This window comes from Leifsonia xyli (genome assembly GCA_001647635.1).
GTDB lineage: Bacteria > Actinomycetota > Actinomycetes > Actinomycetales > Microbacteriaceae > Leifsonia > Leifsonia xyli_A.
Genome location: CP014761.1, coordinates 2,005,795 through 2,027,560, shown reverse-complemented (window position 1 = coordinate 2,027,560; position 21,766 = coordinate 2,005,795). Strand labels below are relative to the sequence as shown.

The window sequence follows — 21,766 nt, the reverse complement described above, 5'->3', positions numbered from 1 at the left end:
GCTGATCGCGATGTCCGGGAGGTCCTTGCACTAGCCCGCCGCGCGAGTACATTTATTGCTTGCGATCCCGCAAGCGTTATAGGGATGCGCAGACGCCTTCAACTTTCAACCCGACTAAAATCGCGACAACCGTCAGAACGATGTAGACCACTCGTTCGTACGGCCGCACCTGGACACCCCTCAGATAGCACTCATCGGCGACTGTCCGCGTCTGTGCCGCAACTCCGCCATCGGCCGAGAGTGCCGTTTGGGCGCGGCGCGGAAGACGAATCGGTCCTCCGCAGTGAAGGCGTACTCGTCGTCGCACCGGTATCCGCGTAGCCAGCGCTGGTGGTCCACGACCCGTAGGTAGAAGCCTTTCGGAAACTCGACCTCGATCCTCAACGGTGCGGCCGCGACCTTGACAGCACCGGCCGGTGACCGTCCGGCGGAGAGGACCGAATCTGGTGCATTCGGCTGGGACATCCATGCCAACCGAAAGTACGGGGCGGTGTCTGGCGGGCACAGCTCCAGGCCGCGTTCGCCGGCCGCCTCGAACACCTCCGGCAACGTACCGCCGTCTGGCAACCCGATCTGGTCGAGAGTCACCGTGACGACGTGAACGGATTCCGGCTCGCGCCGTTCGAACATCGGGTGCTCGAGCAACGTCGAGGCATGGGCGTTCAGCTCAACGCCGTGGTCGCCCAGCGTCCGAATCAGTTTGTCGCGGGTGAGCCCGCCGACTCGAACCAGGCTCGGCGGTGCCGCAGGGGAGTCGTCGAGGTGGTCCATCCCTCAACTATGCGCGGAACCAGCCAGACTTCCGGGAGACGGGCCGCTCGTGGCCGGCGGCGTCTCCGCTCCGCCTGCGCCTCGAGCACGAACTGCGCCGCGATGAGTCCTGCTGGGAGGTGATTGCGCCGGGAAGCCGATGATCCTCGACCGGGGGAGTGGTCGATCTCCAACTGAGCAGTGATTCCTCGCGTTACCCGGCGGGCGTGTGATACTCGCTCGACCGGCAGACGCGCTCCTGGGCTGGAGCGCCAGCTGAAGAGTGACCTCATGACGAGGCGGCGCAGGTGTTGCCGCCGAGTGCACGGGGTTCATCGCGGCGGCCGCATTTCCGGAATGGGCGGCCGTTGAGATGCTGGTCAATATCGGCTCGTTCAGTCAAGGGGACGTGAGGGACCATGGTCTCCTTGTCAGCCACCTAGCGCACAATACTTCCCCGAGGCGGCGTGGTCGAATAACAACACCAGCGGTGGGTGGCAGCCCTTGCCGATTCCGTCGCCATGGGGTGCTTCGGGCCGGGGCCGGCGGTAGCGGTGCGCTTATAGACGGTGTCAGGCCCAGCCGGTCTCGTGGCAGATACCACGGTCGAGGGCGTCGGAGACCGTCTGCTCCGTCTGCGTGCGCGCGCCCGAGCGATCTTCGCGGAGCCGCCTTCCGGCGGCACTGACTTGCCTGTTTTGTTTGTCTTTCCGCCGGCCGATCGTAGCTCGTTCCCGGTTCTCCCGTGCCGGGCTTTCGCGGCATATCCTCACTCGCTGCGCTCCCTCCGGTATTCCACGGTCCCGGCACTCCCGCCCCTCCCACTCGCCATCGATCCTCCGCCGGAAGGCAAACAAAAACTCTAATGAGACTGGTTGGTCTGGGACTGGCTGGCAGACTGACGTCCGGCTCGGTGTCGCGTGACTCAAAACAAAAATGGCCCCGTGGGTGCCTTTCGATCGATCTGTCCGCGCGCCGAGCTGGGCGTCGGTTTGTCTGTTCCGATGGCTTGATAGAAGGTCGTCCGCGGCCGGGGGACCGGCTCGTGTGACTCATTAGAGTTCCGCCTCGAAACCTCTCCAGACCGACGAACTGTATTGTTCGCCAATCGGAAGGGACTATCGGAGTGAGCTCCGTGGCTGATCACGATGACCACGTCGTCGGCGTCGACACGCATGCACGAACACATACCTATGCCGTGCTGGAAGCCGGCACCGGACGACGCCTCGATTCGGCGACGTTTCCAACGACCGCGAACGGCCTTGGCCGAGCACTGGCTTGGATGCGGCGACGCGCCCATGGTCGCGTCCTTGTCGCTATCGAGGGTGCGAGTTCCTATGGTTCGGGCCTCAGACGAGCCTTGATCGCCGCCGGCCTGGATGTCTGCGACGTCCGGCCGCCGAAGCGCGCCGTTCGCGCGGGTCGCGGCAAATCAGACGAGATAGACGCCATCGCCGCGGCCAGGACCGCGCTTGCCTCTGACGTCGAACGGCTGACGACTCCGCGATCGGACGGACTCCGTGCTGCCCTGCGGGTGCTCTTGGTCGCACGGCAGGCGATGGACAGTCGGCGAACTGCGGGGCGGAACGCGTTGACGGCTCTGCTCCGAAGCTTCGACCTGGGTATGGATGCCCGCAAGCCGCTCACTGATACCCAGGTGCGCGAGGTCGCCGGCTGGCGTCAGCGCGCTGCGGATGACGTCGCGATGGCCACCATCCGTCAGGAGGCTCGACGGTTGGCCGTCTCTGTCCAAGCGCTCACCATCCAGCTTGTGGAGAATCAGGCTGCGCTCGCCCGTCACGTCCACGAACTCGCACCGGGTCTGCAACAGCTACTCGGAGTTGGCGCCGTGACCGGCGCCATCCTGGTCACCTCTTACTCGCATCAAGGCCGGGTCCGCAGCGAGGCAGCATTCGCCGCCTTGGCCGGCGCGTCGCCGTTGGAGGCCTCGAGCGGGAACACGACCCGGCATCGGCTCAACCGGCACGGCGACCGGCAACTAAACCGGGCCTTGGATGTCATCGCCCGGGTCCGGCTTAGTTGTGATCCCGCGACCCGCGACTATCTGGCCAGACGGTTGGCGGAAGGCAAGAGCAAACGCGAGATCCGGCGGAGTCTCAAGCGATACATCGGCCGGCAGTTGTTCCGTCGCCTCCGCGATGCGGTGGCGTGAATATTGCCAATCCGTTGCCCGGCCTAGCTCACCAAGAATCCTCATTTGAAGGGTCGAAATCTTGAGTAAGGGTGAAGATGCGATCGAGTAATCCCATTCGTGCATCCGCGTTGTCGGGTGTTCTCGCACCGTTCGCCTCGGGAGCAGTCTCGGTCAGCAGAGATGTGGCAGCGTTCAGAAGGAAGCTCACCTCCACCTCCGTGCCCGTCACACTCAGTGCCCGCATTCTTACCGCATCGGTCCGGCTGTACTCGCCGAGAAGCCGCGCATACTCGATCAGAATGTCAGCGTCGTCCGAGCCCATCAGCACAGAGTGGTTCGCGTAGCAGACGAGCTTCATGTCGCAAACGATAACCGGCAGCCCCAACAACCGCCTCCGCTTGACAACTTCAAGGAATTGCTCCCTCGAGTAACCGACGGCAGGGCCTGGCAGAGCGGAGCCGCACGGAGGCGGCGCAGCCTTTGCTCGATGGAACGCCTGCGGCGTGCTGTCATCTCTGAGTTTCTTTCCGATCCGGCAGCCGATCATAGCGAGCTCCACCAGCTCCATTCCCTCCACTCGCTTTTTGCAGACTCCACTCGCTGCGCTCCCTGCGCTTAGCAACCGCTCCCTCTGGGCACTGCGCTGCCTCCGCCCGCTCTCGATCTTTGTGCCGGAACGGCAAGAAAAACGATCAGGAACAGGACAGCACTAACGCCCCACCTGGTCACGCCGGCCCGGCAGACCAATTTGACACCGGCCCATAGAAGGGTCGATCGACAGGGGAGTGATTGTGATGCGGGTATTCATCATCGATACAAGCAACATGGGTCCGGAACTGCAGGGCGGACTGATCGGAGTGGTCGGCTCCATGTTCCCGACCGCGGAAGAAAAGAAGGAGTGCGTGGACACTGTGGCCCGGTACGCGGCGGACGGGTGGGCGATTGCCGGTGACCCGCGCACGCTGATCGGCCGGCTGGCGGCGTTGACGGCGGAAACGGCGTGTGTGCCGTTTCTGGCGTTCGACCGGGTGCCGCAGCATGGTGGCCCAGCCGTGGGGCCGGCGCCGCTCGCCGGGCCGGTGCGGACCCTCGGCTGACCTGCGCGCACGACTGTGGGCCCCGTCACAATGACGAGGCCCACAGTTGGTTGGTTTACTCGTTGCCCTCCCCGCTGGTGTCGGCGTCGGCTGCGCTGTCCGGCTGTTGCTCGCCGATGACGATCTGCTCGACGTCGCTGAGGGTGTAGCCCCAGGCGCCGAGTTGGGTGAAGTATGCGGCGTCGGTGGGGGAGGGTGTCCGCCAGGTCTGCTTGCTGGTGACGGATTCGCACGCTCCGAGCACGATCGCGAGGGCGACGTGCTGCGCCTTGGCCGGGGTGTGCTCGATGAGCGCGGTCAGCTTGTCTGCCCCGAAGTACCCGGTCGGTTCGAGGCCGAGCAGATCGTGGGCGACCTCGTTGCCGCCCTGGGTGGCGGCGCTGATCGCGTGCCGGTGGGCGGTGAGTCCTCGGGCGATCACCACGAGGGCGTCCTTGGGCAGCGTCTTGCGGGAGAGGAGGGTGGTGAGCCATTCTCGGCGGACGATCTCGGCCGACGCCCATGCTTTGTTGTTGGCGATCAGGGTGCGGCGTTCCGCCTTCTGCTCGTCCGTCATCGGTCCGCTCTTCGCCTGGCCGCCGCCATAGGTGTGGAAGCCGGCCGCTTTCGCGTCCCGGACGAAGTAGCTGACGTTGGCGTCCCCGTCGGCGTAGACCCAAACATACGCAGCCCGACCGTCGATGCTCTCGATGTGGTCGACGGTGACGTGTTGGTCGTCGGCGGTGAGGAGCTCGCTGATGCGGGTGTACTCGGTGTCGTAGTACCCCGGGTCGTTTTCGAGGATCACGTATCCGCGCTCGGAGAGTTTGGCTTCCGCGTCGGCTTTGACCTGCGCGCGGGCTTTGTCGTCGCGTGCCCGCTGGGCCGCGTGCGCGAACTGGGCCGGGTCGGTGGTGGCGACCTGGATGAGGTCGGCGCGGATGTCGTCGTCGCTGTCGAACTCGATCAACACGGCTGCCTGGTCCAGGGTGAGTTGGTGTTCCTGGATCGCGGACGCCGTGACCGGGTTCTGGGTGACGGCGAGGGCGGTCTTGACTTCCTTCTGCCTGGTGCCGGTGCGACGAGCGATCGCTGTGACGGAGAGGCCTTCGCAGGCGAGTTGTTGGAAGGCGGCAGCACGGTCACGGTCGGTGAGGGCTTGGCGCTGGTCGTTCTCGACCATCTGCTGCACGATCCGCTCCGTGGTCTCCTCGTCCGCGTCGACAAGGTAGACGGGGATGGTGGTCAGGCCGGCTTCGCGGGCGGCGAAGACGCGTCGTTGCCCGGCCCGGACGGTCACCGAACCGTCGTCGCCGCGGTGCCCGAGGACGGGGGTGAGGACGCCGTTCTCTTTGATCGATTGGACGAAGGCGGGGGTGATGGGTGCGGTGGGTCGCACGTTGCTTTCGACGGTGAGGGTGTGGGGGTCGAGGTGTTCGATGGTGCCCGCAACGGTGGTGTCGCTCATGGTCCTTGTTTCCCTTCAACTGTTCTTGTTCGCCTGTCTGGCAAGGGGATCGAGGGTGAGCGTGAGCGGTGCGTAGTGCCGGGTCTGTGGAATACCGGAGGGAGCGAAAGCGAGTGAGGATATGCCGCGAAAGCCCGGCACGCAGTCGCCGCGGGAGCGAACTACGATCAACGGCCAGGCAGACGGACACCCCCAGCAGGCAGGGCGCCGCTCCGCGGATCCACATACGTTCTTCGCTTTACATGAGGTGAGCCCGCGCCATCGCGGCGTGGGCTCGTAGTTGATTACTGGCAGCTGTCGCAGTGGAGGTCGTCCATCGGGTCGAGTGGGACCAGATACTCGACGGTGTCGCCGAGGTAGTGGGCGTCGCCGGTTTCGTCTTGGGTGGCGTGTTCCTGGATCCAGGTGTCGGCGGTGGCGGGTTCGCCGACGGCTCGGAGGAGGCCGGCGAGCGCTTCGACTTCGGTGCAGCTGAGCCGGGGTGCGATGTCGGTGGCGAGATCCCTTTTGCTGAAGACGGCGGTGAAGTGGGTGAGCTCGTCGCTGTTGGTGATGAGGGTGCTCATGATCGGTTCCTCCGTACTGGTTGGTGTGCCGTGAAGGCACGCAGTGCCGATCAGGGAGTCGCGCCTGGAGTGCCACCCGGTAGGGCGACCTCAGTCGGCCCCGGAGGGGCTTGCGGGCAGGGCGGGCGACCGCATAATCGCCGAAGGCTTTACCGCACACAGCCGGCGGAGGCAAGCGTTTGAGTGCCGGTGCTCGGGTCAGCGACGGGGTGGAATGCTACGCCGTGGTCGGGTGCGGACAGCGTCTTTCCACACCCACCCTTCATGGGTCTGCCCATCACGGGAAGTGAATCGAATCCTCACCGCGTGCTCGTTCCAGGCGACCACCTCAACATCGGGTTGCACGACAGCTTCATGGAAGCGGACGAACGCAGTCGCCGGCGCCGGCGTCTCCGGGACAACGGCCGGGTCGTGCTCGAGGTCGACTTCCTTCTCGGTCAACCACACTGGCCGGGGTCGTGTGACGATCTGTTCGATGACCCGGTCCATTCCCGCACCGCGGTAGCGACGGTTCTGTCCCACCGGTTCAGGCTGGGTCGACGTCGGCCAGGAGCCATTCGCGGCCGGTAGGTCGCACCTGCATCACTCGTACGTCTGCATGGTCCAGGTCCGCCGCGACGACAAGCGACCAACCGATGAGCCGTTCGGCGGGGTGCGTCAGGGCGTCGTGAGAGACGGTTGCGCGAATGGGTTCGGCGGCAACGACGCGGTAACGCCGCTGCTGCCAGACGAGGCGGGTGGGTGTTCCGGAGTCGGTCCAGAGGTGGACGATGTCGGCGGTGGGAGCGATGCTCATGGCCGGTTCCTCCGATCGGGTTGCGGTGTGGGTTCTGCAGCCCACAATAGAACATATGTTCGAATGTCGGAGACCGGATCGGTGAGAGTACTGCAAGCGGGGGAGCGGGTGTGGCTGGTGCTGGAGGAACGCCCGTTGCGGATCCGTTTCGTGATCGAGTACGGTCCCGCCGTGAATCAGCGCACCCGCGAGACGCTGATGATGTACCGGGTCGACCACTTCACCGTGAGACGATCCGACCGATGGCCCCTCGGGTTCTACGACGAACTGCGCCAGGCGACCGACGCCTGTGCAACGGCACTCGGAATGCCGTCCTTTCTGACGCCGGAGCGGGCGCCGGATGGGACGGTGGTGACGCCGGCGGAGCAGCGGCAGCGGTGGCAGGCGGGGCTGGATCCGCGCACCGGGCTTCCGCGTAGCGGGTAGCCGCTCGGACGGGACAGCTGACTTTCGAGGGAGCTGCTCGAGTGCGATCGTGACTTGCATGTCTCGCATTCCCGAGACCGGCCGGCTGGCCGGTCACACGCTCATCGACGCGCTCAGTGCGAGGGATGAGACCGCGAGCTTGGCGGAGAGGGAAGCAGCAACCGAGTTGGCGCTTGAACGGCTGCGGGACATCGATGCGATCAGCGTGCGCCTGGATGAGACAACCGGCCGGATAGATATCGACGTCTCCGCCGTGATCTCCCCGGCCCTGATGGCGATCACCTGGCTCGCGTCCCGTCTGTCGGAGGCGACGGGAGAGAGTCCGCTGGAAATATGGACCGCTCTACGAGAGCACTTCGACCGGCCGTGAGCTCTGCTCGTGCAGGCTGAGCCACGGATGGCAACGGGTTCAGGGCGAGGATATGCGGGCGTACCGTTCCGTTCGGAAGGGAGCGCACCATGGCGAAGAACGATGAGGACCGTTACGTCGTCCAGAACGAAAAGCGCGGCGGCTGGGACGTCGTGAAAGAGAACCACAAGCGTGCCTCCGCGCACACCGACACCCAGGCGGAAGCGATCCACCGTGCCAAGGAAATCGTGAATAACTCAGGCGAGGGCAAGGGCGAGGTCCGCGTGCAGGGTCGGAACGGCCAGTTCCGAGACGGCATCTCCGGCCACCACAACGAGTCGTCGGCGCCGGACAAGCGCCACTGAGTTGTCTGCGCTGCCGGTGGAGGTGAACGGGAACCGCGATCTACCTAACCCCTTAGCGGTGCTTGAGCGGTTCGCCACGGACCGGCAATTGCCGCCGACTGGTTATCAGATAGATTGATCAGTGCTCGGAACCCGACACACCGAGAGGGCACCGAGGACGGTTCCGTTTGCCGGGCCGCGGGTGGATATCCTTCGACAGTGGATATCGGCGGGTGGGACGGCTGGACGTCGGTGATTATTGCCGGCATCGGCCTGGGCTTAGCCATCTGGGCGCTGCCTCGCCAAATCCCCAAGGCGCGGATCCAGTGGGTGCTGTGGAGGGCGTCCTCGCTAGTCGCACTTCCGGAAGGCTCACTCATTGAGGTCGTGGTGGACGGGCGACCGGTACGGAACGCCTGGCTTCTCACAATCCGAGTCTCGAACACGGGGCGGCAATCGCTCGCAACCGCCGATTGGGAAGCCCCAATCCAGCTCATCTTTGAGGGAGCGTCCGAACCAGTCAGTGCTCACGTGTCTGCCGTGAACCCCCGCGCACTATCGCCAGCGGTAATGCTCGACGGCTCGACGGTCTCGGTCCAACCGACACTCCTGAACACGGGCGACATGTTCGAGCTCCAGGTAGTAGGTCAGGGTCCGATGACCGTGCCAACTGTCACCAGCCGCATCAGGGGCGTTCCAGACATCAAGCGTCGACGAATCCCGTATAACCCCGGTACAGGCCCAGAGGGTGAAATCGTCCGGGCTGACTGGGCCGTCCAAGGCATGTTCGTCGTACTTTGGGCCGGGATGACGGTTCTAATCCTGGCGAACGCCTCGAAATGGTTGCTTCAAGCGCTCCTGATGCTCGCTGGCGCGTGGCTTTTCTTGGTGGCGGTTGCCCTTTTCTTGGTCGGCGCTCGTCGGAGGCGGGCGCTCTGGCGGCCCACCTACCTGATGAGGCGATAGAGCATCAGTGTCAGAGGCACCCCCTACATTTGGGTAGGCGGGGTCGTGAACAAGTGCTCGATTTCGTGCCATCATGGCGTTCACTACAACATCGGAGGTCTGAGATGGTTGCTACCGTCCTCTATTGGAACCCCGAAACGATCGAGGCGCGACGCTCGGAGTTGATCGCGGAGGCCGGCCTCTCGATTGAGGAGTTGCGCACACGCGATGCGAACTACACTCTGGACCCGTCGACGCAAGCGGTCCTCCGAGAGCTCGAAGACCTCGAATTTCTCGCAACTCGTTCAGCCGACTGATGTCGATCAACAGCTCGTCGAGGTCGTCCAGGATTTCGCGAATCAGTTAATCAAGACCGCGAACGGTGTGCTTCCCTACGCCATCCCGTTCGAGGTGAACATCGCTGGCGAAGCGATCACTATTCGCCAGAGTGACAGGCTGGGTATCCCGCTGCAGGTTGAAGGCCATACGATCCTGCGTCTCGATGTGCGCTATCGGTGCACCTGGAACACCGCAGGCGCGTACTTTGCCGTGGAGTACTCGTCGTTCACCGTGCAGCCTGCGTCTTCCTCAGCTCCGCTATTTACCTACGACTATCTACGAAAGCCGGGCAGCCTGATTCCGTGCTCGCACATCAACGTCCACGCCCATCGGGACGAAATCGTCGCGGCGATGATGCTCGCTGGGAAGCGCCACAAAGGGAAGGCCCGCGCCAAACAGATCGAGAAAGCGCAGGTGCCAACGCTGTCTGCGCTGCATTTTCCGGTTGGTGGCCATCGGTTCCGCCCTTGCCTCGAGGACGTACTGCAGATGCTCATCGTCGAGTTTGGGATCGACACGCAGGAGCGCTACCAGGCGGTGCTCGACGCGGGACGTAGTGAGTGGCGGACCACTCAGCTGCGGACGGCCATCACGGACGATATGGAGCTCGCCGCGGAACTTTTGCGCGAGCACGGCTACGTCGTCAGCGACCGTCAGCCTGAGGCTGCCACCCGACGCCACGAGAGATTCACTGCCTACTGATTGATGATGGGGCCTCCCCGGGCCCCCACAAAGACCCCACGACTGTAGTCATCTGGCGTCCGCCGACGTGATCGAGCGCCGCGCTGTGCCGAACTTTCGCGGTCTTCTTGAGGCGACTTGAGGTGGGGCGTCAGTGTTCAGATCTCTTCGTCGCGCGATGCTCAGCCAAAGTGACGCACGTACGGTTTTGCGTTCCAGTCATCGTCCGTGCGGTCGGTAGTTCGCACTCTGAGCGCTGGAAGCTGGCTTGCTCTCCGGACGACACGGTCGACCGTGCAAAAACGCATGCCGATAGTAAAGCCGCGCGCCGGGGTTTGTCGGCGAAGCGGGCGACAGCTCACAGCCGTTCGACGCGATCCGTCTTAGCCCGCCCTTTCCTATTCCGGGTTCTTCGGCGCGTGGGTAAGCGCAGCGATCTTGGCATTGAGCTGACCGATGGTCGCGCGGTCGTGCTGCGCGTTCCGTTCGAGTTCATCGATGCGGTCGCGAAGATCGGCGAAGGCCTCGGCATTCGGGTCTGGAGCCGCATGCGCGGGTGGACGCCACGGTGTGCCCGGCGGATAAATCCGTACCTCTGGCCTGGACGCTGCAAGGGCTTGATCGTCGATCGTTCGAATCTTTAGGGGCTGGTCGCTCTGGTGATGCTCGATCAGCTCGCCGACGAGCAGGATTCCTTCCAATGCGCCCCAATACGCGGCGGCAAAAATCTGGCCGCCCGGAATGAGGCCGAGGACGATGAATCCGGCGGCGAAAATCCTGCGTATGTTGTTGCGGCCTGCAGCGGTGATCGGGTCAGCAATGAAGACCTGCCGCAGCGACCCTGGCCCAGCCCACATGAGGTTGAGCACTATGTCCGGGTCCTTTAGAAGTACCTCGACTGCATCGGGATCGTTCGCTGCCTCGGGATGGAGTACGGCGATTGAGGCAGCGTCGAACGCGATTCGGAGCGCTTCCTGGGCTGCCGCCAACGGCCCGATTCGTGATGTCTGGACGTGAAGCTCAAGCAGATAGACACCAGCGCTATGAGGCGCGTCGAAGTCGGTCACGCCTTCGAGCGCGAAGGATGCCGCTCTGGCGAGGGCACCCACGTCCTGCGCGTAGTCCATCGCAGTCATGGGTGAAAGTTATAGGAACACGGCCGCGGCGTCGAGACCGCGGGGGATTCGCACGGCTCAGCCCGACGATGCTCGTGTTGCTGGCGGCGGGGTCGATTCCGCTCCTTCGCGGGCCATCCGGGTCGGGGATTCGCTGACGATAGTCTTCGCGTTGCGGCAACCGATTGCGTTTTCTGGTTCACAACGCAAAGCATTTTGGCGAGATCGCAGTGGTTGGCGCCCCGCATTTACTCCGCACATTGAACGCAATCCGCCGCAGCCCTGGATTGCTCTGCGCAACCGAAAACCGCGGAACATCAACCGGAGCACGCTAACGGGCGCCCCTAGCGAATCTAACGGCACCTAATCGTGGTGTCTCGGCTTCCGCCCTTATTGAGTGCTCTCTGAACGCTTTAGGGGAACACGCAGTTACAGGCGACATGGCACCTCACAGCACAGGTCGTCCGGCCCTAGCGCCGGCGTACGCGCGACTGAATCCGTATTTGGCGGCTTGCACGGATTACCGGCTTGCGAGTCGCAGCGCCGGCGTCCACACGACGCTTCCCTATCAGACTTACGAGGAGACCTAACGATGCGCCAGCGAAGAGCGCGGAGATCCATGCCCGTCGTTCGATTTCCGTGACGGCCCCCGAGTCTTGAAAGACATGAACACCGGGAATCTGGAAGCCTTGCTTCAAGCTGTCGGTTCCAGCGGTACCTGGCGAGGTCGTGGTCGATCCCGCCTGAGTCACCGTTCCGGCAGTGGTGGTGGAAAACGTAGGCGTGAAGTCCTGAGTGGTCCAGGTGCTTGGGACCTCCATTTCGTCTGACTGTGTCCACGATGCTTCGCCATCTGAGGTCAGCCGGACCGACACCCGGGCTGGCGAGACAATCCGAAGACCTCGGGTGGTTTCGGTTACAAGGTTCCCAATTCGCTGGCAGGCGATGCCGTAGCCGCCAGGCGCTCCGGTCGATGCATACGGGTATGACTTGAGCTCATCGGTGATTGCGACCCTTACGACCGCCACCCGATTCAGGATTACCCCCGAGCGATCATGGGACTTGGCGCTCGCCCCACTCTTGCAGCGCCACGAAGGCAGCTGGAATGAGCCTGGCGTCCGCGAGATCGTGATTCCAGTCCCTACCGGCGGCTTGTTAGGGAATTGGACCGTGAGGCTTTCCCAGTTTGTAGCAAAGCGGTGGCTAGTTATTACGTACGCAAAGTCAGGGTTCGATTGCCGCGGAGATAGCTGAATCTCGATCGAATCGCTACGCGCGAGAGCAGTGGACTGTGCGGGCCAGATGTAATCGAAGGCCAGAATTGCGCCAAGCGCCAACAGGATGACCCCGACCGTCGCTTGAATTCCGCGGTGCGTTAGAGCGAAGGTCGATCGATTGCTTCCACTCGGCACGCCCAGAAGCATACGAGACAGCCGCCGATCCGAGCGCGCAGGAGGAACTAAACAGAGAAGCCCCCACAAAAACCCCACAACTCAAGTCAGCGAGCCCTTCATTACGTCATGGGAAAATCGCCAAATCTCGCGAGTTTGAGACGCACCTTAACCGACTGGAGGTGCTGCGTCAGGGTTCAAATCCCTCCGTCTCCGCCGATCCGATCGAAACCCCCGGAATCCCAGTGATCTCGGGGGTTTTCGCGTTGGCGGACGAAGAATGTCAGACGGACGCCAAGAACGAGGAGGCCGCGTCCAGCGAACCCGGCACGATGCGGTAGTACGCCCACGTGCCGCGCTTCGAGCGGCTCAAGTAGCCCGCTTCCACGAGGATCTTGAGGTGGTGCGACACCGTTGGCTGGGAGAGCCCCAGCGGTTCCGTCAAGTCGCAGACGCAGGCCTCCCCGTCGTCGTGCGCAGCCACCATCGAGAGCAGTCGGAGGCGGGCTGGGTCGCCGAGAGCCTTCATCGCCCGGGCCACAGAAATGGCGTTCTCCTCGCTGATCACTTCCCTCGTGATGGGGGCACAGCAAGCCTGGAGGTCACGCAGCGGCAGGAGTTCGGTCAGCGCCATGCATCAATCCTGGGCCATACATTGACAAACGTCAATGTATAGGTTCATCGTTTGTTCATCGACAACCGTCGATGAAGAAGGGAGAATGATCATGGGATGCTGCGACACCGACGACTGCCAGGTGCTGCCGGACGGCTCGTGCTCGCCCGACTGCTGCTGAGGCGCCGCGGGGCCGCCGCAGGCAGCGGCGGCCCCACCGCCACTTCACTTGGAGACCGATGACCGACACCACCACTCCCACCGTCCTGTTCGTCTGCGTCCACAACGCCGGCCGCTCTCAGATGGCGGCAGGGTTCATGCGCGAACTCTCTCAGGGTCGCGTCGAGGTTTTGTCTGCCGGCTCGGAACCGAAAGACCAGATCAACCCGATCGCGATCCAGGCGATGGCCGAGGAGGGCATCGACATCGCCGGCGAGCAGCCGAAAGTCCTCACCACCGAGGCTGTGAAGGACTCGGACGTCGTCATCACAATGGGCTGCGGCGACACCTGCCCGATCTTCCCAGGCAAGCGCTACGAGGACTGGGACCTCACCGACCCCGCCGGGCGCCCCATCGACGAGGTCCGCCCGATCCGCGACGAGATCAAGCTGCGTGTCGAAGGGCTCCTGGCTGACCTGCTGACCATCCCGCGCCCCGTCCGTAACCTCCCGTCCCGGGTACTCGGCCGGGCGGGCGTCGGATCTGCCGACCGCTCTTAGTCCTCCGCCTGGATCTCTCCCGACCCGCGCACGACCAGGTCCACCCCCAGCACGAAATCCCCACTCGGCAGCGGTACGTCGTTCGAGTGCTTCTCCAGCTGCTCGAAGATGCGCTCCGCCGCGGTGGTGCCGATCTCGTTCGGGTGCTGGGCGATCACGGTGACGCCGGGGTCGAGCAGGTCGCCGAGCTCGATGTCGTCGAATCCCACCAGGGCGACCCGGTGCTGGAGCGAGAGCTTGCGGAGGGCGCGCACGGCTCCGATGGTGATGAGGTTCTGGCTGCTGAAGATCGCCGTCGGGGGATGAGCTGAGCTGAGGAGGCGCAGCACCGTGCTCTCGGCGATCGCCGACGTCGCCACATCTTCGACCACCAGGTAGTCGTCCTCGGAGAGACCGAAGTCGTCCATCGCGCTCACGAAGCCGGCCTTGCGCTGGCCCGCCGTCCAGATGCGCGGTTTGTCGAAGAGTCCGGCGATCCGGCGGTGACCCCGGCTCAGCAGGTGGCGGGCCGCCATCGCCGCTCCGCCGACGTTGTCCGAGCGGACGACGTCCGCCGTGTAGTCCGCGGGCTCGCGGTCGATGAACACCACCGGGACCTTCTTGGGGACGATGTCCGCGAGGTACGCCTGGCTGCCGGTCGAGCAGGTGAGGATGAGGCCATCCACCTTCCGGCGGAGGAAGTTCTCCACGGCGGCGACCTCGCGCACCGGATCCTCGTCGAGGCTGGAGGCCAGCACGGCGACACCGTGGTGGGCCGCCACGTCCTCTATGGCGCGATGGATGGCGGCCGCGAACGGGTTGTCGACGCTTCCCAGGAGGAGTCCGATCGACTTGGTCCGGGTGTGGACGCGCCGCAGGTTGCTGGCGTGGCTGTCCGGCTCCCAGTGCAGCTCGGCGATGGCCGCCCGGACCCGCGCCGCGGTGGTCGCCGCGACGTTCGGCTCGTCGTTGATCACGCGCGATACCGTCTTGATGCCGACTCCGGCCTGCCGGGCAACGTCGCGGATCGTCACTCGACCGGGGCTTGTCGAGGCTGAATCCGACAACGATGTCATGACGCGGGCTCCCGGATTTCACGAATAGGTGGCGAAACTCCTCGCCGTGTGTCATTATCCCTGATGACACCGTTGTCAGGGCTCAAGGCCCTCGGAGAGAAAGGGGCCGCAAAGATGCCCACCCGATTCCCGCGTCGACCTCGTACGGTCGTGTTCGCATCCCTCGCGATGGCTGCGGCCGTCGCCGCCACCATGACGGCGTGCTCCTCCGGAGGAGCGGGCTCCACGGCCGGCCCGAACGACGAGGTCGGCGTCTCGCTCATCGTGAAGACCACGAGCAACCCGTACTTCGTCGCGATGGAGACAGCCGCCAAGGCCGACGCGAAGAAGAACAACGTCAAGCTGACCCTCGCCGCAGGCAAGAAGGACGGCGACACCGACACCCAGATCCAGGCGATCGAGAACGCCATCTCTCGCGGCGACAAGGGCATCCTGATCACTCCGGCCGGCCCCGCGGTGAACAACGAGATCGCGAAGGCCCGGCACGCGGGCCTCTACGTCATCGCGCTCGACACGGTGCCCACCCCGCCCGATACCGTCGACATCACGTACGCCACCGACAACTACGCCGCCGGCCAGTCCATCGGCAAGTGGATGGCCGGGACGCTCGACGGCAAGAAGGCCGTCATCGCGATGATCGACCTCTTCTCCGACCAGGTCGTCTCGGTCGACGTCGACCGCGACCACGGCTTCCTCAACGGGATGGGCATCGACGTCGGCGACAAGAAGAAGAACGGCGGCGAGAAATCCTCCGGGAAGTACACCGGCGGCACCGGCGGCGAGTACGAGATCGTCGGCCACCAGCCCTCGCAGGGCGCCGAGGACGGCGGCCGCACCGCGATGGAGACGCTGCTGTCGAAGAACCCCGACATCAACGTCGTCTACACGATCAACGAGCCCGCCGCCTACGGCGCGTACCAGGCGCTGAAGGCCGCAGGCAAGCAGGACAGCGTCACCATCGTCAGCATCGACGGCGGCTGCACCGGCGTCGGCTACGTGAAGGATGGCATCCTGGGCGCGACTGCGCAGCAGTACCCCTCGAAGATGGCGTCGCTCGGAATGGAGGCGATCGCGAAGATCGCCCGCGGCGGCGAGAAGCCGAAGACCTCCGACGGCCTCGACTTCTTCAACACGGGGTCGACCCTGATCACGAACAAGCCGGTGGACGGGCTGGACAGCGTGGACGCGACCAAGGGCGCGACCACCTGCTGGGCCAACTGACCCGCTGAGAGGGGCGCCCGCCGTCGGGCGCCCCTCTCGAAGCAACGCAACTATCTCTGGAGCACCCATGTCAAACACCAACGCGACGTCTTCGCCTCCCACGTCATCGCTGAATCTCGCCAGCGAGTTCATCAACCGCCAGACGCCGATGATGCGCGTCCGCGCTGTCCTCCACCGCTACCCCGCCATCAGCCCGGCGATCGTCCTGGTGCTGTCCATCATCGTCTTCGGCGCGATCAACCCGCGGTTCCTCGCGCCGACGAACTTGTCGCTGATCACGCAGCAGGTCGCCGTCATCGGCACCCTGGGTGTCGCAGAGACCCTGGTGATCCTCACCGCCGGCATCGACCTCTCGGTCGGCGCGGCGATGGTCCTCAGCTCGATCGTCATGGGCAACGCGGCGGTGAGCTTCGGCCTCCCGGGTATCGTCGCACTGCTCCTCGGCCTCGTCACGGGCCTTGCCACCGGGGTCATCAACGGCCTCCTCGTCACCCGGCTGAACCTTCCGCCGTTCATCGTCACGCTCGGGACGCTGAGCATCTTCACCGCCCTGACCCTCCTGATCTCCAGCGGCGCGACCGTCCAGGGCAACACGATGCCCGCCATCCTCACCTGGACCGGTCTGACCCTCAAGATCTTCGGAGTCGACATCACGTTCGGCGTACTGCTCATGGTCCTGCTCTACCTCGTGATGTCCTTCGTCCTCGGGCGCACGTCGTGGGGCCGCCATGTCTACGCGGTCGGCGACGACAAGGAGGCGGCACGCCTGACGGGTATCCGCGTCAGCCGCGTCCTCCTCAGCGTCTACATCGTCGCCGGCGCCGTGGTCGCGCTGACGGCCTGGATCCAGATCGGCCGCGACTTCGGCTCCAGCCCGAACGCCGCGGTCGACGCCAACCTCAACGCGATCACCGCCGTGGTCATCGGCGGGACCAGCCTGTTCGGCGGTCGCGGCAACATCTGGGGCACCCTGCTCGGTGCTCTCATCGTCGGCGTGTTCCGCAACGGTCTCGCGCTCGCCGGACTCGACGTTCTCTACCAGACCCTCGCGGTCGGCGTCCTCGTCATCGTCGCGGTCTCCATCGACCAGTGGATTCGAAAGGTCCGAAAGTGAACACCATCACCGAAACCCGCACCCCGGTCCTGGCCGCCCGCCGGCTGGTGAAGACCTACGGACACGTCGTGGGACTGGACGGCGTCAGCCTCGAGCTCTACGCGGGGGAGGTTCTCGCGATCATCGGCGACAACGGCGCAGGCAAGACGACGCTGATCAAGTGCCTCACCGGCGCCGAGATCCCGGATGAGGGCGAGATCCGGCTCGACGGCGAGCTCGTCCACTTCCGCCGGCCGCAGGATGCGCGCGAAGCGGGCATCGAGACCGTCTACCAGTCGCTCGCCGTGTCCCCCGCTCTGGATGTGGCCGCGAACATGTACCTCGGACGCGAGCTCCGCCGCCCGGGATTCCTGGGCTCCGTGCTGCGGATGGTCGACACGAAGACGATGCGTCAGCGCGCGAAGGCGGAGTTGACGGAGCTCGGCATCTCGACCCTGCAGGACGTCGCCGTCCCGATCGAGAACCTCTCCGGAGGCCAGCGCCAGGCCGTCGCCGTGGCGCGCGCCGCCGCGTTCGGCTCCAAGGTGGTCGTCCTCGATGAACCGACGGCCGCGCTGGGCGTCCGCGAGTCCAACCAGGTCCTGGACCTGATCAAGCGCCTCCGCGACAAGGGCGTCCCCGTCATCCTGATCAGCCACAACATGCCGCACGTGTTCGAGGTGGCCGACCGCATCCACATCCAGCGTCTCGGCAAGCGTGCGGCGACGATCACGCCGGAGTCCCACTCCATGACCGAGGCCGTCGCGATCATGACGGGGGCCCAGAAGGAATGAGCGGCCGCCGATTCCTCTACGCCGAGATGGACGCGCTGCCGGGGAACGAGGACGAGGTCGCCGCCCTGCTCACCGGCTACGGACTCCGCGTGCGCGAAGAGCCGGGAAACCGGCGGTTCGAGGCGTTCAACCCGGACGGCGACCCCGCGAAGTTCTTCATCTACGAGGAGTACGAGTCCGAGGACGCCTTCGAGGATCACAAGAGCGCCGACTACTGCGAGCGGTTCAACGAAGTCCTCGCTCCGCTCGTCGTCGGCGGCGCGTCCCGCCTGACGTTGCTGGAACCCCTGACGTGAACCCGGCCACCGCCCCCCGCGCGCTCGTCGTCGGAGAGTCGCTGGTGGATGTGGTCGAGCGCGGGTCGTCCTCCAGCGCGCATCCCGGCGGGAGTCCGCTGAACGTGGCGTTCGGGCTCGCCCGGCTGGGGGTCCCGGTCACGTTCGTCACGGAGTTCGGCGACGACGCGTACGGTGAGCTGCTCGCCGGCCACCTCCGCTCGGCAGGCGTGGAGACGATCAACCGGCCGGAAGGCAAGGCGACGTCGGTCGCCACGGCGCGCATCGATGCGGACGGCGCGGCCGGGTACGACTTCTCGCTGACCTGGGAGTTGCGGGCTCCCGCGGTGCCGCCGGCCGAGCTCTTCCACACCGGCTCGATCGGCGCCCTCCGCGAGCCCGGATCCGGCGCGGTCCGGCAGCTGGTGGAGGCAGTGGCTCCGGGGACCCTCGTGAGCTTCGATCCGAACATCCGCCCGGCGCTGATGGGCGACGCGGCGCAGCTACGGGACCTGGTCGGGTGGTACTGCCGTCACGCCCACCTCGCCAAGCTCAGCGACGAGGACGCCGCCTGGCTGTTCCCGGGCTGGGCGCACCGCGCCGTGCTCGACTGGGTGCTGGAACAGGGGACCCGCGTGGCGGTCCTCACGCGCGGCGCACACGGGAGCATCCTCCGTGGCAGTCACGCCGAGGTGGAGCTTCCGGCCATCCCGACCACGGTCGTCGACACGATCGGCGCGGGCGACGCCTACATGGCCGGACTGCTCGCCGGCGTGGCGCACACCGGCGCGCGCGCCGAGCTGCTCGCGGGCCACGTCTCCGAGGCGTCTCTGCGGACCATCGGCGAGACGGCCTCCGCCGTCGCCGCGCTCACCGTCGCCCGGGCGGGAGCGATGCCGCCCACCCTCCCCGAAGTAGAGGCTCTCGCCAGATCACGGAGCCTGCACCTCACCACCTAGAACGAAAGTCGAGTCGATGAAGACATCACAACGGTTCACCACGATCGCGATCGCGGCGGTCGTCGCTGTGGGCGGTATCGCCGGAGGTACGACGCCCGCCCTCGCGGCCACCCCCTCCGACAGCCGGCCCTACTACCACTACACGCCACAGCAGAACTGGATGAACGACCCCAACGGACTCATCTACTACGGCGGAAAGTACCACCTCTTCTACCAGTACAACGCGACCGGGAACACGGGCGGCAACGCCTCCTGGGGGCACGCCGTCAGCACGGACCTCACCCATTGGAAGCAGCTGCCGATCGCCATCCCGTCCGATGCGGACGAGGAGGTGTGGTCGGGCAGTGTCGTGAACGACAGCACGAACACCAGCGGGCTCGGCACCGGCACGACCGGCCCGCTGGTGGCCGTCTACACCAGCGCGGTCCGCGCAACCGGCGTCCAGCGGCAGTCGATCGCGTACAGCAACGACGGCGGAACCACCTGGACCAAGTACGCGGACAACCCCGTCATCGACATCGGCTCCCACAACTTCCGTGACCCGAAGGTGTTCTGGTACGCCCCGGCGAAGGAGTGGCGGATGGTGGTCGTGCTGTCCGACCAGCACAAGGTCGCGATCTACGGCTCCACCGACCTCAAGAACTGGACGGAGAAGAGCGAGTTCGGCCCGGACGGCGTGACGTCTGCGGTGTGGGAGTGCCCCGACCTGTTCCCGATGCAGCTGGACGGCAAGGCGGACGCCACGAAGTGGGTGCTCACGGTCAACGTGGCGGGGAAGGCGGAGTACTTCGTCGGCTCCTTCGACGGGACGACATTCACGAACGGCGAGCCTCCGTACACGGCACCGGCCGGCACGGTCATCAACGACTTCGAGTCCCCGACCTACGGGGCCGGATGGACGACGACGGGGACCGCGTTCGGCGACGGCCCCGCACACGACACCGGCGTCTCGGGCGCCCTCGGCACGGGGTACGTGGACACCTTCCACCACTCGGACGCCGAGACGGGGACGCTGACCTCGCCCGCGTTCACCATCGACAAGAAGAACCTCAACTTCCTCATCGCGGGCGGGAAGCATCCCTACGTCGAGGGAGGGTCGATCGCGGCACCGGCCGGTGACACGTTCCAGGACTTCGAGGGCGACTCCCTCCCGGGCTGGACCGGCACGGGCGACTTCGCCGGCATCGCGCCGTCGAAGGAGAACCTGAGCGGACAGCTCGGAAACGGCGTGCTAGACACCTGCCAGGCGGGCTGCGACAGCGCGCAGGGCACTATCACCTCCCCCGCCTTCACCATCACCCACCCGTACATCGACCTGCTCACCGCGGGCGGCAAGCACCCGTGGGGCCAGGCCGGCCCGACCGCCGTGAACCTCGTCGTCGACGGCGCGGTCGTCGCGAGCGTCACGGGCAACGACTCCGGCAGCATGGACTGGGTCTACCTGGATGCGTCCGCCTACCTCGGCCGCCAGGCCACCCTGCAGGTCGTCGACCAGAACGACGGAAGCGCCGGTTGGGGGCACCTGATGGTCGACAACGTCGTCTTCTCGGACTCCATCGCGCGCCCCTGGAACACCGAGACCGGCGCCAATCTGATCGTCAACGGGAAGGTCGTCCGCACCGCGACGGGCAACGACAGCGGCACCCTCGACTGGGCGAGTTGGGACCTGAGCGACCTCCAGGGTCAGCAGGCGCAGCTCCAGCTCGTCGATCTCAGCACCGGCGGGTGGGGCCACCTCATCGCCGACCAGTTCACGCTCTCCGACCAGCCCGCGCTGAGCTCCGTGAAGCGGGCCCACTGGATCGACGAGGGGCGCGATTTCTACGCGGCCGTCACCTTCAACGACGCCCCCTCGAACAAGCGGATCATGCTGGGATGGATGAACAACTGGGATTACGCCAACACCATCCCGTCCGACGGCTGGCGTGGCTCCCAATCCGTCCCCCGGTTGCTGTCGTTGCGCACGATCGACGGGCAGCCACGGATCGTCCAGGCGGTCGTCCCGCAGGTGAGCGCGCTGGCGCAGCTGGGCAAGGTCCAGATCGCGCCGCCCACCGCCATCCCGGCCGGTACGAAGCCGCTGAAGGTCACGACGCCTGCCAACGCCGTGCGCGTGGATGCGGTGCTCGCCGCCGGCTCGGCGAAGAGCTTCGGACTCCAGCTGCTCCGGTCGGCCGACGGGTCGCAGTACCTCGGTGTGTCGTATGACACCGCGACCAAGACGCTGAGCGTGGACCGGACGCACGCGGGCGACGTCGGGTTCAACAGCGCGTTCCCGAGCGTGGATGGGACGGTCGTCCCGCTCGATCACGGCCTGCTGCGGCTGGAGCTGTATCTGGACAAGACCTCGCTCGAGGCGTTCGCCCAGGGCGGCCGGGCCTCCCTCACGGATCTGGTGTTCCCCGCGGCGGGCAGCAACGGAGTGGCCCTCACCGGGAGCGGCGGGACGGCCGGGCTCGTCCTGCTGACCGTGACGCCGTTGGCGAATGCGATGAGCGGCGCCTACTCCGGTTGATCCAGCGAACGGCCGGGTCCCGCCGCGAGCCGCTGATCTGGAGCTGCGCGTTCGGCCACATCTTCGCCGCCAGCCCGTTCCTGATCCTCACCGGCGGCCACTGGTGTCCGGACTGCACGCG

At 65.5% G+C, this 21,766-nt stretch carries 21 protein-coding genes and 2 pseudogenes; 15 read left to right on the top strand and 8 right to left on the bottom strand.

The annotated features are described in order from the left end of the window. Positions 1 to 258: 258 nt before the first annotated feature. Positions 259 to 771 (bottom strand): annotated as a pseudogene (locus tag A0130_09910) (hypothetical protein). A 1,105-nt stretch (positions 772 to 1,876) separates the two neighbouring features. On the opposite strand from A0130_09910, the gene A0130_09905 reads away from it, so the two are divergent. Further along, positions 1,877 to 2,923, top strand: a complete 1,047-nt coding sequence (locus A0130_09905; GenBank protein ANF31948.1) for a transposase — start codon at positions 1,877 to 1,879, stop codon at positions 2,921 to 2,923. 28 nt (positions 2,924 to 2,951) lie between these two features. Here A0130_09905 and A0130_09900 read toward each other — a convergent pair whose 3' ends face one another. Further along, positions 2,952 to 3,473, bottom strand: a complete 522-nt coding sequence (locus A0130_09900) for a hypothetical protein (GenBank protein ANF31947.1) — start codon at positions 3,471 to 3,473, stop codon at positions 2,952 to 2,954. 217 nt (positions 3,474 to 3,690) lie between these two features. Between A0130_09900 and A0130_09895 the strand changes: the two genes are divergently transcribed. Then, the gene (locus A0130_09895) at positions 3,691 to 4,002 is read left to right on the top strand and encodes a hypothetical protein (protein ID ANF31946.1); all 312 of its coding nucleotides are present in this window, start codon (positions 3,691 to 3,693) and stop codon (positions 4,000 to 4,002) included. 55 nt (positions 4,003 to 4,057) lie between these two features. On the opposite strand, the gene A0130_09890 is transcribed toward A0130_09895, so the two are convergent. The 3 genes from A0130_09890 to A0130_09880 form a co-directional block, all read right to left on the bottom strand. Beyond that, positions 4,058 to 5,449 carry a hypothetical protein gene (locus A0130_09890; protein ID ANF31945.1) on the bottom strand — a complete coding sequence of 464 codons (1,392 nt, stop codon included), beginning with the start codon at positions 5,447 to 5,449 and terminating at the stop codon, positions 4,058 to 4,060. 284 nt (positions 5,450 to 5,733) lie between these two features. After that, positions 5,734 to 6,015, bottom strand: coding sequence for a hypothetical protein (locus tag A0130_09885; protein ANF31944.1), 282 nt, complete (start codon positions 6,013 to 6,015; stop codon positions 5,734 to 5,736). 526 nt (positions 6,016 to 6,541) lie between these two features. Beyond that, on the bottom strand, positions 6,542 to 6,811 hold the full coding sequence (locus A0130_09880; protein ANF31943.1) for a hypothetical protein: 270 nt from the start codon (positions 6,809 to 6,811) through the stop codon (positions 6,542 to 6,544). Positions 6,812 to 6,874: 63 nt separating this feature from the next. Between A0130_09880 and A0130_09875 the strand changes: the two genes are divergently transcribed. The 6 genes from A0130_09875 (at position 6,875) to A0130_09850 (ending at position 9,916) form a co-directional block, all read left to right on the top strand. Then, entirely contained in the window at positions 6,875 to 7,237 is a 363-nt protein-coding gene (locus tag A0130_09875; GenBank protein ID ANF31942.1) for a hypothetical protein, read from the top strand. Positions 7,238 to 7,295: 58 nt separating this feature from the next. Beyond that, positions 7,296 to 7,607: a hypothetical protein gene (locus A0130_09870; GenBank protein ID ANF31941.1), complete on the top strand. Its 312-nt coding sequence runs from the start codon at positions 7,296 to 7,298 to the stop codon at positions 7,605 to 7,607. 89 nt (positions 7,608 to 7,696) lie between these two features. Then, positions 7,697 to 7,951: a hypothetical protein gene (locus tag A0130_09865; GenBank protein ANF31940.1), complete on the top strand. Its 255-nt coding sequence runs from the start codon at positions 7,697 to 7,699 to the stop codon at positions 7,949 to 7,951. 198 nt (positions 7,952 to 8,149) lie between these two features. Beyond that, a complete protein-coding gene (locus tag A0130_09860; protein ANF31939.1) occupies positions 8,150 to 8,896 on the top strand; it encodes a hypothetical protein in 747 nt (248 codons plus the stop codon). A gap of 104 nt (positions 8,897 to 9,000) precedes the next feature. Then, positions 9,001 to 9,192, top strand: a complete 192-nt coding sequence (locus tag A0130_09855) for a hypothetical protein (GenBank protein ANF31938.1) — start codon at positions 9,001 to 9,003, stop codon at positions 9,190 to 9,192. 67 nt (positions 9,193 to 9,259) lie between these two features. Further along, the gene (locus A0130_09850; GenBank protein ID ANF31937.1) at positions 9,260 to 9,916 is read left to right on the top strand and encodes a hypothetical protein; all 657 of its coding nucleotides are present in this window, start codon (positions 9,260 to 9,262) and stop codon (positions 9,914 to 9,916) included. Positions 9,917 to 10,293: 377 nt separating this feature from the next. Here the strand turns inward: A0130_09850 and A0130_09845 are convergent, their stop codons facing one another. Continuing rightward, entirely contained in the window at positions 10,294 to 11,031 is a 738-nt protein-coding gene (locus A0130_09845; GenBank protein ID ANF31936.1) for a hypothetical protein, read from the bottom strand. 1,653 nt (positions 11,032 to 12,684) lie between these two features. After that, positions 12,685 to 13,035 (bottom strand): transcriptional regulator, encoded by a 351-nt coding sequence (locus A0130_09840; protein ANF31935.1) that lies wholly within the window; start codon positions 13,033 to 13,035, stop codon positions 12,685 to 12,687. Between the two features lie 218 nt (positions 13,036 to 13,253). On the opposite strand from A0130_09840, the pseudogene A0130_09835 reads away from it, so the two are divergent. Next, positions 13,254 to 13,655, top strand: a pseudogene (locus tag A0130_09835) (heat-shock protein HtpX). 74 nt (positions 13,656 to 13,729) lie between these two features. Here the strand turns inward: A0130_09835 and A0130_09830 are convergent. Further along, complete coding sequence (locus A0130_09830) at positions 13,730 to 14,788, bottom strand: hypothetical protein (protein ID ANF31934.1); 1,059 nt, start codon at positions 14,786 to 14,788, stop codon at positions 13,730 to 13,732. A gap of 114 nt (positions 14,789 to 14,902) precedes the next feature. Here A0130_09830 and A0130_09825 point away from each other — a divergent pair, with 114 nt between their 5' ends. The 6 genes from A0130_09825 (at position 14,903) to A0130_09800 (ending at position 21,645) form a co-directional block, all read left to right on the top strand. Further along, on the top strand, positions 14,903 to 16,009 hold the full coding sequence (locus A0130_09825) for a sugar ABC transporter (GenBank protein ID ANF31933.1): 1,107 nt from the start codon (positions 14,903 to 14,905) through the stop codon (positions 16,007 to 16,009). A gap of 67 nt (positions 16,010 to 16,076) precedes the next feature. Further along, positions 16,077 to 17,123 (top strand): ABC transporter permease, encoded by a 1,047-nt coding sequence (locus A0130_09820; protein ID ANF31932.1) that lies wholly within the window; start codon positions 16,077 to 16,079, stop codon positions 17,121 to 17,123. Continuing rightward, complete coding sequence (locus A0130_09815; protein ANF31931.1) at positions 17,099 to 17,896, top strand: sugar ABC transporter ATP-binding protein; 798 nt, start codon at positions 17,099 to 17,101, stop codon at positions 17,894 to 17,896. Before A0130_09820 ends, A0130_09815 begins: the two co-directional genes overlap by 25 nt. Beyond that, positions 17,893 to 18,192 carry a hypothetical protein gene (locus tag A0130_09810; protein ID ANF31930.1) on the top strand — a complete coding sequence of 100 codons (300 nt, stop codon included), beginning with the start codon at positions 17,893 to 17,895 and terminating at the stop codon, positions 18,190 to 18,192. Before A0130_09815 ends, A0130_09810 begins: the two co-directional genes overlap by 4 nt. Continuing rightward, positions 18,189 to 19,130: a hypothetical protein gene (locus A0130_09805; protein ANF31929.1), complete on the top strand. Its 942-nt coding sequence runs from the start codon at positions 18,189 to 18,191 to the stop codon at positions 19,128 to 19,130. The genes A0130_09810 and A0130_09805 overlap by 4 nt, the downstream gene beginning before the upstream one ends. Positions 19,131 to 19,146: 16 nt before the next feature. Beyond that, the gene (locus A0130_09800) at positions 19,147 to 21,645 is read left to right on the top strand and encodes a hypothetical protein (GenBank protein ID ANF31928.1); all 2,499 of its coding nucleotides are present in this window, start codon (positions 19,147 to 19,149) and stop codon (positions 21,643 to 21,645) included. The last annotated feature ends 121 nt before the right edge of the window (positions 21,646 to 21,766 follow it).

Bases quoted from the DNA above. Each gene is read 5' to 3' on its own strand.
- A0130_09900 (ANF31947.1), bottom strand. From the start codon at position 3,473: ATGGAGCTGGTGGAGCTCGCTATGATCGGCTGCCGGATCGGAAAGAAA.
- A0130_09890 (ANF31945.1), bottom strand. From the start codon at position 5,449: ATGAGCGACACCACCGTTGCGGGCACCATCGAACACCTCGACCCCCAC.
- A0130_09885 (ANF31944.1), bottom strand. From the start codon at position 6,015: ATGAGCACCCTCATCACCAACAGCGACGAGCTCACCCACTTCACCGCC.
- A0130_09880 (ANF31943.1), bottom strand. From the start codon at position 6,811: ATGAGCATCGCTCCCACCGCCGACATCGTCCACCTCTGGACCGACTCC.
- A0130_09875 (ANF31942.1), top strand. From the start codon at position 6,875: ATGTCGGAGACCGGATCGGTGAGAGTACTGCAAGCGGGGGAGCGGGTG.
- A0130_09870 (ANF31941.1), top strand. From the start codon at position 7,296: ATGTCTCGCATTCCCGAGACCGGCCGGCTGGCCGGTCACACGCTCATC.
- A0130_09865 (ANF31940.1), top strand. From the start codon at position 7,697: ATGGCGAAGAACGATGAGGACCGTTACGTCGTCCAGAACGAAAAGCGC.
- A0130_09855 (ANF31938.1), top strand. From the start codon at position 9,001: ATGGTTGCTACCGTCCTCTATTGGAACCCCGAAACGATCGAGGCGCGA.
- A0130_09845 (ANF31936.1), bottom strand. From the start codon at position 11,031: ATGACTGCGATGGACTACGCGCAGGACGTGGGTGCCCTCGCCAGAGCG.
- A0130_09840 (ANF31935.1), bottom strand. From the start codon at position 13,035: ATGGCGCTGACCGAACTCCTGCCGCTGCGTGACCTCCAGGCTTGCTGT.
- A0130_09830 (ANF31934.1), bottom strand. From the start codon at position 14,788: ATGACATCGTTGTCGGATTCAGCCTCGACAAGCCCCGGTCGAGTGACG.
- A0130_09825 (ANF31933.1), top strand. From the start codon at position 14,903: ATGCCCACCCGATTCCCGCGTCGACCTCGTACGGTCGTGTTCGCATCC.
- A0130_09820 (ANF31932.1), top strand. From the start codon at position 16,077: ATGTCAAACACCAACGCGACGTCTTCGCCTCCCACGTCATCGCTGAAT.
- A0130_09810 (ANF31930.1), top strand. From the start codon at position 17,893: ATGAGCGGCCGCCGATTCCTCTACGCCGAGATGGACGCGCTGCCGGGG.
- A0130_09800 (ANF31928.1), top strand. From the start codon at position 19,147: ATGAAGACATCACAACGGTTCACCACGATCGCGATCGCGGCGGTCGTC.